Here is a 12,339-nt window from a genome sequence, read left to right on the forward strand (position 1 = left end):
ATCAACGGTAATAGCGTTGCAGTATTTCCATCGCCAGGTTGATTGACTGTATTCGAGCGGTGCTTCCGCCTCGATCAGGGTGGTGGATGCTGACGAGTTGGCGGTAGCGGCGTTTGATGGTGTGCATAGTCAGCGAAGCGGATTCCTGGTCCAACTCGAACAACTCGAGGGCCGCGCGCTTTTGCTCCGGGTTCCAGGTATCGCCGAGTTCGCCGAGATGATCACCGCGCATCCGCGACCAGAAGCTGGCCAGCAGACGCTCGACCTCGCCTTCATCCGTGTCGCGCAGGTTGGTCAGGTCCAGGTAGTACTCGCGCAACGGGTCGTTCTCGACGACTTCGCTGGCCCCGGGCCCATAGGGTTGAAGCTGGACGCACAGCGGAGAGATTTGAAGGTTGTGGCGGCGTTCGCCCCATAGCCGATCCCGCAATCGGTACAGCGCGTTGAACACGAGGAAATGGGTGCGAAACAGCACCAGCTTGTCCAGTAGCGGCAGGTTGGGGATGTGGGTGCTGTGACGGGCCTTGAGTTGCTGGATCAGCTGATATTCGCTGCAGCCCTCCGGCTGTTCGCGCAGCAATATAAACACCTGCTCGGCCAGGTCCATCTCGGGTTCGAGGTCATCGTTCATGCCGGCAAGCCTAGCATAGCGCCAGCAGTTAAATCGCTGGACGGATGGGGTAGGGCGCGGCGTGCTTTGCGCGTAAAATGCGCGCCTTTCGCATTCTCACCGGACTTCTGAAATGGGCAACCTCTCGGTCAATCAGAACAAACTGCAGAAACGCCTGCGCCGCCTCGCCGGCGAGGCCGTTACCGATTTCAACATGATCGAGGACGGTGACAAGGTCATGGTCTGCCTGTCTGGCGGCAAGGACAGCTACACCATGCTCGACGTGCTGCTGTATCTGCAGAAGGTCGCGCCCATCAAGTTCGGAATCGTCGCGGTGAACATGGATCAGAAGCAGCCGGGCTTCCCCGAGCACGTCCTGCCCGAATACCTGAAATCCATCGGCGTGGAGTACCACATCGTCGAGAAGGACACCTACTCGGTGGTCAAGGAAAAGATTCCGGAAGGCAAGACCACCTGCTCGCTGTGCTCGCGCCTGCGTCGTGGAACCCTCTACACCTTCGCCGACGAGATTGGCGCAACGAAAATGGCATTGGGTCATCATCGCGACGACATCCTTGAAACCTTCTTTCTCAATATGTTCTACGGCGGCACGCTGAAAGCCATGCCGCCCAAGCTACTCTCCGATGACGGCCGCAACGTGGTGATTCGCCCACTGGCCTATTGCAGCGAGGCGGATATCGAAGCCTATTCTCACATGAAGGAATTTCCGATCATCCCGTGCAATCTCTGCGGCTCGCAGGAGAACCTACAGCGCCAGGTGGTAAAGGAAATGCTGCAGGAATGGGAGCGAAAATCGCCGGGCCGCGTCGAAATCATGTTCCGCGCCTTGCAGAATGTGGTGCCATCACAGCTAGCCGATCGCAACCTGTTCGACTTTACCAGCCTACGCATCGACAACGAGGCCACGCCACGTTTTGTCGATGTGATGAGCCTGTAAGAGTCGGCGCGGTAATTCCTGGTTGAAGATCGCCGGTGCGCTGGGGTAAGGTTCGGCCATCTTACGGAGTCAATCATGTCGTCCAGTCGTAATCATCTGTCCCTCGCTCAAGCCGGTGCCCTGCGCGCCGCGCGTATGCGTGGGCTGTTGATCGCCGCGGCCGGCTATTACTTTTTTGGGTATTGGTTTAGCCACAGGCGCGCCTGATACCCCACAGGCGCCCTAGCAAGCAGGGTCGCCACCAACAGTTTTCGAACCCCCGGTCGGCCACCCGACCGGGGGTTTTGTTTTTTCCGGCCTGCCAAGGCCATACGTACCGAGGAACGCACCATGTACAGCTACCGCAACGATTACCGCACCTACCGCTATGACTGGCGATTTAGCCGCTTCAACGCCGCTGTTCCGACACCCATAGACCGAACACTTCGCTAGCGCCGACGCGGCAGAGATGCCGCGCCGGCCAAAGGACCGCCAGATCATGAACGCACCGACTTCCGCTCAGCTCGTCAATTGCAATCCCGTCGCTACCCCGTCCAGACGCAGCGCTCATCCGCTGCCCAGCCCCGCCGTATTGCGTCAGCGTGTGCCGCTCAGCGACGCGCTCGCCACACGCGTCCATGCCGACCGCAACGCTATCCGCGCCGTGCTCGATGGCAGTGACCCGCGACTGCTCGTCGTGGTCGGTCCGTGCTCGCTGCACGACCCCGAATCCGCCGTTGAATACGCTGACCGCCTCGCCGAGCTGGCGCCTCAGGTCGATGATCGGTTGCTGCTGGTGATGCGGGCTTACGTGGAAAAGCCACGAACCACGGTCGGTTGGAAAGGGCTGGTCTACGATCCCCGTCTGGACGGTAGCGGCGACATGGCTGAAGGCCTGAGTCTGTCGCGTCGGCTGATGCTGGACATTCTCGAACGCGGTCTGCCGATTGCGACCGAACTGCTGCAGCCCCTGGCGGCCGGCTACTTCGATGACCTGCTGGGATGGGCGGCGATCGGCGCGCGTACCTGCGAATCGCAGATTCATCGCGAACTGGTCAGTGGCCTGGATTTGCCGGTGGGCTTCAAGAACGGCACCGACGGCAGCCTGGGTATCGCCTGTGATGCAATGCGCTCGGCCGAGCACGCGCACCAGCATTTCGGCATCGATGACCTCGGGCATCCGGCGCTGCTGCAAACCCGCGGCAACCCGGATACCCACCTGGTGTTGCGTGGCGGGCACGTGGGCCCCAACTATGACGAAAAGAGCGTCGCCAAGGCGCGCGAAACGTTGCTGCGCCAGGGCATTACGCCGCGGATCATGGTCGACTGCAGCCATGCCAACAGTGGCAAAGACCCGCTGCGCCAGCCAGCGGTGCTCGAATCGGTGATCGATCAGCGCCTGGCTGGGGATTCGAGCCTGCGCGGGGTGATGCTCGAAAGTCACCTGTTCGATGGCTGTCAGCCGCTGGCCGGAAACCTGCGTTATGGCGTCTCCATCACCGATGGCTGCCTGGGCTGGGCGGCAACCGAGCGGATGCTGCGACACGCCGCGATGCGCCTACGAGGATAAGCCGGCAAGCCCGACCGCGACGGTCGGGCTTGCGGGGCCGGATTGCCAAGGGCACCCTGTACGGCTCGTTTCGATTCCACGTTTCAGGTCCCGCATGCACGATTACAAATGGCTGCACGAATACTGTCTCAATCGTTTCGGTTCGGCCGCGGCTCTGGAAAATCGGCTGCCGCAACCGAGCAGCCCCGATGAGTTGCGGGCGGTTCCCGATGACCGTTATCTGTCGCTGATCAGCCTGCGAATCTTTCGTGCCGGGCTCAAACACAGTCTGGTGGACGCGAAGTGGCCGGCTTTCGAGGAGGTGTTCTTCCGCTTCGATCCGGAAAAGCTCGTACTCATGGGCGGCGAGCACATCGAGCGTCTGATGCAGGATGCGCGAATCATTCGCCATCTGGGCAAGCTCAAGAGCGTGCCGCGTAACGCGCAGTTCGTGCTCGACGTGGCCAAGGAGCGCGGTAGCTTCGGCAACCTGATCGCTGAGTGGCCGATAACCGACATCGTCGGGCTGTGGCGCTACCTGGCCAAACACGGCAGCCAGCTCGGCGGCCTGTCGGCGCCGCGGCTGCTGCGCATGGCGGGAAAGGACACCTTCATCCCCAGCAACGACGTCGTTGCGGCGCTAAAGGCGCAGAAGGTCGTCGACAAGGTACCCAGCAGCCAGCGCGACCTAGCGGCGGTGCAATCGGTATTCAACCGCTGGCACGACGAGAGCGGCCGACCGATGTGCCAGCTGTCAGCTATGCTGGCGTTTACCGTCAATCATTGAGAATGATGCGTTTCGAGCTGACGGGCATCCGCGACTTTTGAAAGACACGCTGGACGGGCGCGATGGTCGAGGAGGGCTAAGTTGGACGGGGCCATACAGCAAATTGCCGAGGCGTTGCGACAAGCGGAGCGCATCCTGATCGTCACCGGTGCCGGGCTTTCGGCCGACTCCGGATTGCCGACCTACCGCGGCGTGGGCGGACTCTATAACGGTCACACCGAAGATGGCCTGCCGATCGAAACGGCCTTGTCCGGACCGATGCTCGGGCTCGATCCGGCGCTGTGCTGGAAGTATCTGGCTGAAATCGGCCGCGCCTGCATCGCCGCCAAGCCCAACGCCGGTCACTTCGCCATCGCCGAGCTGCAGCAGCGCAAGCCGGGCTGCTGGGTACTGACCCAGAACGTCGACGGTTATCACCTGGCGGCGGGAAGCCCGCCACAACGACTTATTGAGATTCACGGTACGTTTGCACCGCTGTTCTGCATGGCGTGCGGTCAGGAAAGCGTCGACTTGGCCGATCATCTCACTCGTCCCCTACCACCACGCTGCGTAGATTGCGGCGGGGTGCTGCGGCCGCCAGTGGTGCTGTTCGAGGAAATGCTGCCGGACTCGGCGCTGGGGCGCTTGCATGATGAGCTGCACAAAGGTTTTGACGTTGTGGTGGCGGTAGGGACGTCGGCAAGTTTTGCCTATATCGTCGAGCCGTTCCTTCGCGTGCGAAACAGTGGCGGCTTTACGGCGCAAATCGATCCATCTGCCAGTGAACTGTCGTTTCTGGTCGACGTGCACATCGCCGAGGGGGCGGCAGACGTTTTGTCGCGGCCGGTTCGTCACATTTTCGGCGATTGAATTTGCTCATCGAATCGTCAGCAGGCATAGTTCCGCCACTTCGACTTCCTGACGTCTTATGTCATGCGCCGACACCTCTTTCCATTGCTACCCGTTTCGCTGGTCCTGCTGTTGGCCGCCTGCGCCAGCCAGCCCGAGCAGGCCGAAACGTCGGTTCTCGCACCGGGCTTCGCGTTCAGCCTCCCCACCGACCTGCGCGAGGCGGAACAGGCTCAGACTGATACCGACGAACCCACCGAACAACAACTGCGTGAACTCGCCGACGAGCAGAGCTACCAGCTGCCCGACCTGGCCGAAAGCGTGCTTGAGCAGGGTTTCAAATTGGTAGGCACCCCTTATCGCTACGGCGGCAGCTCCACGAAGACAGGATTCGACTGCAGCGGCTTCGTAAGTTTCCTGTTCCGCAAGGAAGCCGGCATCGAGCTGCCCCGCTCGACTCGCGAGATGATCAACCTGGACGCACCGAAGGTCGCCCGCAGCGATCTCGAGCCAGGCGACGTGGTGTTCTTCAACAATCGCGGCCGCGGCCGGGTCAGCCACGCCGGCATCTACATCGGCAACGATCAATTCATCCACTCGGCCAGTCGCCGCAGCGGAGGCGTGCGTGTCGACAGCCTCGACGAGGCCTACTGGCGTTCCAGCTTCATGCAGGCCAAGCGTGTTCTGGCCTTGGTACATGATTCCAGCTCGGTTCCCACTCATCACTGATCGCTGAAACAGCGGCTTACCGGGCTTGCATCGGCGAACACATGCCGGCAGAGTGATGGCTCATTTGCCTGGACTGCTCTGCCATGCTTCTTCTGGCCCGATTTCTGACCGTACTAGTGACCGCCTTGCTGGTGACCGCCTGTTCGAGTCGTGCTCCCGTCGAGCCGGTTGCGATCATGCCGACGCCTCCTGCCCAGCAATACCCAGGTACCGCGGAAGAGGTTCTGTTCACCGCCTTGGGGCTGGTTGGCACACCTTATCGCTATGGCGGCAACACCCCTGACGGCGGTTTTGATTGCAGTGGTCTGATCGGCTATGTCTACCGAGGCGCGGCAGGAGTCGCGCTACCCCGGACCACGCGCGAGATGAACGCCATGCGTGGCCAGACCGTCAAACGCGATGCGCTCAAAGCAGGCGATCTGCTGTTCTTCGCCACCAGTGGCGGACGGCGGGTCAGCCATGCCGCGATCTACGTGGGGGAGGGGCGCTTCGTCCACGCGCCGTCAACTGGTGGAACCGTACGCCTGGACAGTCTTTCCAACCGCTATTGGCAGAACAGCTACCTCAGTGCCAAACGCGTACTCGACGGTGAGCGGCTCGCTCGCAATCCGTAACCCGCAGACGCTGGCCGGATTGAGAACCGACGAGCGGCACCGCTTTCATCGTGGCCGCCAGGGTAGCGAGCCTTAAGCACGGTTGTTTCACGTTGCGATTCGAGTCACGTTGAATGGTGCCGATCATACGACTTCCAGACCAGCCTGAAGCCTGCGAGCTGTGCCTGCGGCTGGTGCCGTTGACCCGCCATCACCTGATTCCCAAAGCGCTGCATGGCAAAGCTATGTCCGCAAGCGCTTCGGGCGGGAAACGCGGATCACCGCCACGCTCTGGGTCTGCCGGCCCTGCCATAACCCGATTCATCGCCTGTTCAGCGAGAAAGAGCTAGCGCTCACCTTCAACAGCCGCGACGCCTTGCTGAGCGATCCGCGCCTGCGCACCTTTGTCGATTGGTTGTCGACCAAGCCGGCCGGATTCGTACCTCGCCACTGATTCGCGGCCTCGGAATATCTGGAAATACATCGGGGTTTGACATTTGTCAGGTGTCGAATTGTCGCACTTTGGCTATGATCGGCGCCCCAACTTCTCGGGTGCGCATCCTGCGCACGAACCGTCTCCCCCTTATACGTTAGGTGCCTTATGCCTGAAATACTTCAGTACGTGCTGATCGGCCTCGCCGTGGCCGCCCTGCTCGGTGTCGTTCTGGAAGAAATAACCCATGTGAACAAAGCCAAGGTCACGCTGTTTTTCGGCACCTTGGCCTGGATGCTGCTGTTCGTATTCTCACCCGAAGGCGCCGAGCGCGATCTGGTGCTGGAAAGCCTCAACGAAAACATCGCGGAAATTGCCGGGCTCTGGATTTTTCTGGTGGCTGCGATGACCTTCGTCGCCTACCTGAACAAGAAGGGCATGATCGAGAATCTGATCTATCTGGTGTTGCCCAAGCGAATCAGTGAGCGCGCGCTGTTGTTTCTGACCGCGACATTCTGCTTCGTGTTTTCGTCACTGGCGGACAACATCACCGCGACCCTGGTATCGATCACCCTGATCATGTCGCTCAAACTCAGCGCGGAGAAGACCATCAAGTACGCCGCTCTGGTGGTATTTGCGGTCAACTCCGGTGGCGTTGCGTTGATCACCGGTGATGTCACCACCCTGATGATCTTCCTCGCCGGCAAGGTCAAAATCCTGCAACTGCTGCTGCTGGCGCTCCCGGCATTTTTGGCGGTGCTGCTGCTGGCTGCATTGCTCTCGGTCGGGATGAATGGGCAGGTGGTGGTCACCAGCCACCGAACCGATGTCCGTCGGGTCGACATCGCCATTGCGCTGATTTTCCTCGGCACCATTCTGTGCACCATCGCCGGCAACTTTTTCTTCCAGATTCCACCGGTGCTGACGTTCCTTACCGGGCTTTCGATCATGTTCCTGGTGGCGCGCTTCTTCAGTGACGACATCGAAACCGATCCGATCTTGGAGTACGTGCGCCAAGTCGAATTCGAAACCCTGTTGTTCTTCCTCGGCATTCTGCTGTTAGTCGGCATGCTCAAGGAGATCCATGTACTGGACGGGTTGGTGCGCATATACGACCAGGTCCCGGCGGTGCTGGCCAACTATCTGATGGGCGTGCTATCGGCCGCGATCGACAACGTGCCGCTGACGGCCGCGTTGCTCAAGTCCGGACTGGAAATGGGCGTAGCCGAGTGGATGGTGCTGACCTATGCGGTCGGGGTCGGCGGTTCGCTGCTGGTGATAGGGTCCGCCGCCGGGATCGTCGCGATGAGCAAGGTGCCGGGGCTGACGTTCGGCAGCTACCTCAGGTACAGCCTGTATCTATTCATCGCATTCAATCTCGGGTTTGCCGGTGTTTATCTGACGGGGCTGGCTGTGGCGGGTTCGCTCGGCTAGCAGCGTTCGTACCAGGCGCAGCAGGTGGCCGTGGAAGGTGCATCTGCTGCGGCTACCAATGCAGGTTGAAGTGCGAACCCAGCACGAAGCAGTCGTCTAGCAGATCCCAACGTTCCACACAGGCCGTCTTGCCGGTGCCGGAGCGGAGCTTCAGACGGTTGAAGGAGTTCGGTGACGTGCCGCGGACCCGTGACGACAGCGTGGTGCCGGCCTGGACCATCCAGATCTCTCGCGACAGTCCTGGGTATTGCCTGGACAACGGCAGCACGTAGGGCAAGTGAATATGCCCCCCCATCACCAGATCCAGCCCCTCGTCGGCCCACCGGTGCAAGGCGTCATCGGCGTTGTGCTGCAGATTGCTCAGATCGCTCAAGACCATGGCACCGAAGGGCTGGTGCGCGACCACGATGCGCAGCTTATTCGGGCTGGTCTGTCTTAGCCGCTGCGTGACCACCTGCACCTGCTCATCGGTGACGAGCCCGTCTTTGTGCCGCCGCGGGTGCGTGGTGTTGAGGCCGATGATCAGTACTTCGTCGTTCTCGAACGTGGGCTCGAGGTCGTCGCCGAAGTGCCGCCGGTAGTTTCGATAGGGCATCAAGAAGCGCGCAAAAACGTTATACAGCGGAATATCGTGATTGCCCGGGATCACTAACGTTTCGGCAATACCATGGCCGTGCAGACGCTGGACGAAGGCCTGTGCTGCAGCGAACTGCGAAACTCTGGCACGCTGGGTAATATCGCCCGAGAAGATCAACAGATCGGCCCCGTGCTCCTTCACATGATCTTCCATGGCTTGCACCACGCCCGGTTGCTCGGTGCCGAAGTGAGTGTCGGAGATCTGCACGATGGTCGTCATTGGCTGGCGTCTTCTCGTTGGGGCCGGTGGCGGATGGGCATTGTTGCATTCGAAGCCGTTCAGCGTCCGGCGTTCCGGTAAATCTCCAAGAAGGGTATTCAAACCTGCCGCAGAGCTACTCGCGCGCGCTTCCAGTTGCGCTGCGTGGGGCCTTGGACTAACCTCCGCGCTGCTTCAGGTGCCCCCTGGCAAAAAGCCAGAAGGGTGAAACAGGGAAGCCGGTCCATTCTTTGGAAGATTCCGGCGCTGCCCCCGCAACGGTAGGCGAGACAGGAAACCGCTCATAGCCACTGTGCCACAGGCATGGGAAGGCGCGGTTTTTCAGGGTGCCACAGGCATCCGCTCGCGAGCCCGGAGACCGGCCTGTCGCATTCCACGGCAGTGCGGCGGGCGCTGATCGGGGTGCGGCTGCCTGCACCTGCACTCCTTTCTTTGCGATCTCCGTCTGCCTTTATCGACTATTTGTCGTGCGGCGGGCACGACGGAGACCTGAACTTGATTCGCACGTCCTTTACCGCCTCTGCAGCCTGCGCGCTGCTTGGCTGTTCTTCGCTGTCTTTCTCCCAGACGCTTCAGCCGGTCAACCTCAATGAACAGGTGGTCACGGCGACCCGTACCGAACGCTCGTTCAGTCGCATCGCATCAAGCACCGTGATTAGCCGCGAAGAGATCGAGCGCAGCCAGGCGTCCAGCGTGCTCGATCTGCTGCGGGGACTTGCTGGGGTGAGCGTTTCAGCCAATGGCGGACGCGGCAAAACCTCGTCGGTGTATATCCGCGGCACTAGCAGCCAGCATTTACTGGTCCTGGTGGATGGCATCAAGGTCGGTTCGGCGACCGCTGGCGGCGCATCGCTGGAGAGCATTCCGGTGGAACAGATCGAGCGTATCGAGCTGGTGCGCGGGCCGCGTTCGAGCCTTTATGGCTCGGAGGCGGTCGGCGGTGTGATGCAGATTTTCACTCGCCAGGGCGATGGCGATGGATTCAGGCCCTATCTCTCGGTTGGCGCAGGCAGTCGCTCCAGTTTCAACGGTACGGCGGGCATTTCCGGCGGGCAAGGTGCTGGCTGGTTCAATCTTGGCGTTGCCAGCGAATCCACTGACGGCACCAATTCCCGCGCGTATCGCACCACGACCCCTCGGGCGTACGAGGCGGATGCTGACGGCTACCGTGAGTTATCCGGCTCGCTAAGAGGCGGCTACCGGTTCGACAATGGCCTGGAACTGGATGGCAGCTGGCTGCAGGTCGAGACCCACAGCGACTACGACTCGAGAGTCTCCTCGGGCAACAGCGGCCGCTTCGCCTACAGCGACGGTGGTCAGCAGGTCGTGGGCGCCCGCGCTCGGTTCACGCCGATCGAGCCCTGGCTGGTGACCCTCCAGGGCGGGCACAGCGAAGACAACAGTGATAACCACCGCGACGGTGAATTCTTTTCACGCTTCGACACCGAGCGAGACACCTTAGGCTGGCAGAACGATTTCAGCATCACCGACGAGCAGTTGCTCACGCTTGGTTTCGACTATCAGCAGGATCGCATCGACGTGAGCGATGCCTATGCGATCGATTCGCGTGATAACAAGGGCGCCTACCTGCAGTACCAGGCCCGCTTCGGTCGACATGGCCTGCTGGCCGGTCTGCGTCGCGATGACAACGAGCAGTTCGGCAGCCACGACACCGGCAATCTGGGTTGGAGTTACGATCTTCGGGACAACCTGGTGCTCAGCGCGTCTTACGGTACCGCGTTCAAGGCGCCGACGTTCAATGACCTGTATGCGCCGGATACGGGCTTCACCGCAGGCAATCCGGACCTCACGCCCGAGGAGTCGCAAAGCTATGAATTGGGCCTGAAAGGCCAACAGCAATGGGGCGAATGGGGCCTGAACGCGTTCGAGACGCAGATCAACGATCTGATTATCTGGACCGGTAGCGACCCCATGCAGCCGCAGAATCTGGATGTCGCGCGGATCCGTGGCCTCGAAGGCAGCGTCGCGACAAACCTGCTTGGCTGGGATGTCGCTACCACTCTGACGATTCTTGACCCCCAAGACCGCAGCAAGGCCAATCACGGACATCTGCTGCCGCGCCGCGCCAAACGCGCACTCAATATCGATCTGGACCGCACGATTGGTCGCTTCGGCGTCGGTACTACCTTTTACACGACCAGTCAGCGTTACGACCGGGCAAGCAACGCCGATGCCGAGCGGCTCCCCGGCTATGCGCTGGTGGATCTGCGAGGCGAATACCGCATCGACGCGTCCTGGCGGCTACAGGCCAGGCTGACGAATCTATTCGACCGTGACTACGAAACCGCGCAGACCTATGAGCAGCCCGGTCGGGCGGTTCACTTCACGGTTCGCTATCAGGCGCTCTAACGCAGTTCCAACGACCTACAAGGAGAACGCAAATGATCAGATTGTCCCCCAGGGCCCAACTGGCCGTTGGCATCGCGCTGGTGGCGCTGATGGCTATGACCCGCGGCCAGCACTTCGCGTCGGTGAACCTGCCGAGCGCATCCTGGGCGGTGTTCTTCCTCGCCGGTGTGCTGCTCGCGCCACGCTGGGTCTTTCCGGCACTGTTCGTCGAGGCTTCGCTGCTGGATTTTGCCGCTATCGAATGGAACGGCGTAAGCAGCTATTGCCTGTCGCCGGCCTACTGGATGCTGGCGCCGGCGTACGGCTCGTTGTGGTTCGGAGGGCGCACCTACGCGCGATTGCACCGTGATCAGCTATCCAGCCTGGCGGTTCTGGCGGGGGTGGTGATGCTGAGTGCGTTTGTCTGCTACCTGTTTTCCGGTGGTGGCTTCCTGTTCTTTTCGGGTCGCTATCCCGATCCAAGTCTGGCGCAACTGGTCGAGCGCATCGGCATCTACTATCCACGTAATCTGGGCACGCTGGCGCTCTATGTCGGAACCGCCGCGGTACTGTTCAGCGGGTTGCGTGTCTGGACTGTCCAGCGTCAGGGGGCTCGTATATGACCGAGTCGAGCGAGCGCGATGAGCGCCACAAGGCACGCATGCAGCGCAAGAAGGCCGTTGTCGACGCGAAGATTGCCGAGGCCCAAGACGAGTACGGCCTGTTGTTGGTGCACAGCGGAAACGGCAAGGGCAAGAGCAGCTCCGCCTTCGGCATGGTTGCCCGCGCGCTCGGCCATGGCATCAAGGTCGGGGTGGTGCAATTCATCAAAGGCGCCGCGAGCACTGGTGAGGAAACTTTTTTTCGGCGCTTTCCTGACGAAGTTCGCTATCACGTAATGGGTGAAGGCTTTACCTGGGAAACCCAGGATCGCCAACGTGACATCGCCAAGGCACGCGAGGCCTGGACGGTGGCAGCCGAGCTGCTGGCCGATCCGGGCATTGGATTGGTAGTGCTCGACGAACTGAACATCGCCCTGAAATATGGATATCTCGACCTCGAGCCCGTGCTCGCCGATATCGAATCGCGGCCGATGTTGCAGCATGTGGTGGTCACCGGACGAGGCGCGCCGCCCGGATTGATAGAAGCGGCCGACACCGTGACGGAAATGAGTCTGGTCAAACATGCCTTCAAGGCCGGGGTGAAGGCGCAGAAAGGGGTGGAGTTCTGATGC

At 61.0% G+C, this 12,339-nt stretch carries 12 protein-coding genes, 2 pseudogenes and 1 riboswitch; of the genes and pseudogenes, 12 read left to right on the plus strand and 2 right to left on the minus strand.

Translation table 11 applies throughout. The features are described 5' to 3' along the window. Position 1: 1 nt before the first annotated feature. On the minus strand, positions 2-631 hold the full coding sequence (locus UF78_RS05950; RefSeq protein WP_045161132.1) for a DNA-J related domain-containing protein: 630 nt from the start codon (positions 629-631) through the stop codon (positions 2-4). A gap of 109 nt (positions 632-740) precedes the next feature. Here UF78_RS05950 and ttcA point away from each other — a divergent pair. The 9 genes and pseudogenes from ttcA to nhaD form a co-directional block, all read left to right on the plus strand. Further along, positions 741-1,568, plus strand: a pseudogene (gene ttcA / locus UF78_RS05955) (tRNA 2-thiocytidine(32) synthetase TtcA); the annotation flags it as partial. Between the two features lie 75 nt (positions 1,569-1,643). After that, on the plus strand, positions 1,644-1,775 hold the full coding sequence (locus UF78_RS23170; protein WP_268988804.1) for a hypothetical protein: 132 nt from the start codon (positions 1,644-1,646) through the stop codon (positions 1,773-1,775). A 271-nt stretch (positions 1,776-2,046) separates the two neighbouring features. Continuing rightward, positions 2,047-3,117, plus strand: coding sequence for a 3-deoxy-7-phosphoheptulonate synthase (locus tag UF78_RS05960; RefSeq protein ID WP_045161172.1), 1,071 nt, complete (start codon positions 2,047-2,049; stop codon positions 3,115-3,117). Positions 3,118-3,211: 94 nt separating this feature from the next. After that, positions 3,212-3,883, plus strand: coding sequence for a DNA-3-methyladenine glycosylase I (locus UF78_RS05965; RefSeq protein ID WP_045161135.1), 672 nt, complete (start codon positions 3,212-3,214; stop codon positions 3,881-3,883). 81 nt (positions 3,884-3,964) lie between these two features. Continuing rightward, positions 3,965-4,732, plus strand: coding sequence for an NAD-dependent protein deacylase (locus tag UF78_RS05970; protein ID WP_045161136.1), 768 nt, complete (start codon positions 3,965-3,967; stop codon positions 4,730-4,732). 63 nt (positions 4,733-4,795) lie between these two features. Then, complete coding sequence (locus UF78_RS05975) at positions 4,796-5,440, plus strand: C40 family peptidase (protein ID WP_045161137.1); 645 nt, start codon at positions 4,796-4,798, stop codon at positions 5,438-5,440. An 83-nt stretch (positions 5,441-5,523) separates the two neighbouring features. After that, entirely contained in the window at positions 5,524-6,054 is a 531-nt protein-coding gene (locus tag UF78_RS05980; RefSeq protein WP_045161139.1) for a C40 family peptidase, read from the plus strand. A gap of 113 nt (positions 6,055-6,167) precedes the next feature. Then, a pseudogene (locus tag UF78_RS05985) lies at positions 6,168-6,487 on the plus strand (hypothetical protein). Between the two features lie 147 nt (positions 6,488-6,634). Beyond that, the gene (gene nhaD / locus UF78_RS05990) at positions 6,635-7,900 is read left to right on the plus strand and encodes a sodium:proton antiporter NhaD (protein WP_045161140.1); all 1,266 of its coding nucleotides are present in this window, start codon (positions 6,635-6,637) and stop codon (positions 7,898-7,900) included. 52 nt (positions 7,901-7,952) lie between these two features. Here the strand turns inward: nhaD and UF78_RS05995 are convergent, their stop codons facing one another. After that, entirely contained in the window at positions 7,953-8,756 is an 804-nt protein-coding gene (locus UF78_RS05995) for a metallophosphoesterase family protein (protein ID WP_045161141.1), read from the minus strand. 159 nt (positions 8,757-8,915) lie between these two features. After that, positions 8,916-9,137, plus strand: a riboswitch (cobalamin riboswitch). 117 nt (positions 9,138-9,254) lie between these two features. Between UF78_RS05995 and btuB the strand changes: the two genes are divergently transcribed. From btuB to cobO, 3 genes are read left to right on the plus strand one after another with little or no spacing between them, the layout of a single operon-like run. Then, positions 9,255-11,126, plus strand: coding sequence for a TonB-dependent vitamin B12 receptor (gene btuB, locus UF78_RS06000; RefSeq protein ID WP_045161173.1), 1,872 nt, complete (start codon positions 9,255-9,257; stop codon positions 11,124-11,126). 32 nt (positions 11,127-11,158) lie between these two features. Continuing rightward, complete coding sequence (locus tag UF78_RS06005) at positions 11,159-11,728, plus strand: hypothetical protein (RefSeq protein WP_045161142.1); 570 nt, start codon at positions 11,159-11,161, stop codon at positions 11,726-11,728. Further along, the gene (gene cobO, locus UF78_RS06010; RefSeq protein ID WP_045161143.1) at positions 11,725-12,336 is read left to right on the plus strand and encodes a cob(I)yrinic acid a,c-diamide adenosyltransferase; all 612 of its coding nucleotides are present in this window, start codon (positions 11,725-11,727) and stop codon (positions 12,334-12,336) included. The genes UF78_RS06005 and cobO overlap by 4 nt, the downstream gene beginning before the upstream one ends. Positions 12,337-12,339: the final 3 nt, after the last annotated feature.

This window comes from Stutzerimonas stutzeri (assembly GCF_000952685.1).
In the GTDB taxonomy this organism is placed as follows: Bacteria; Pseudomonadota; Gammaproteobacteria; order Pseudomonadales; family Pseudomonadaceae; genus Stutzerimonas; species Stutzerimonas stutzeri_E.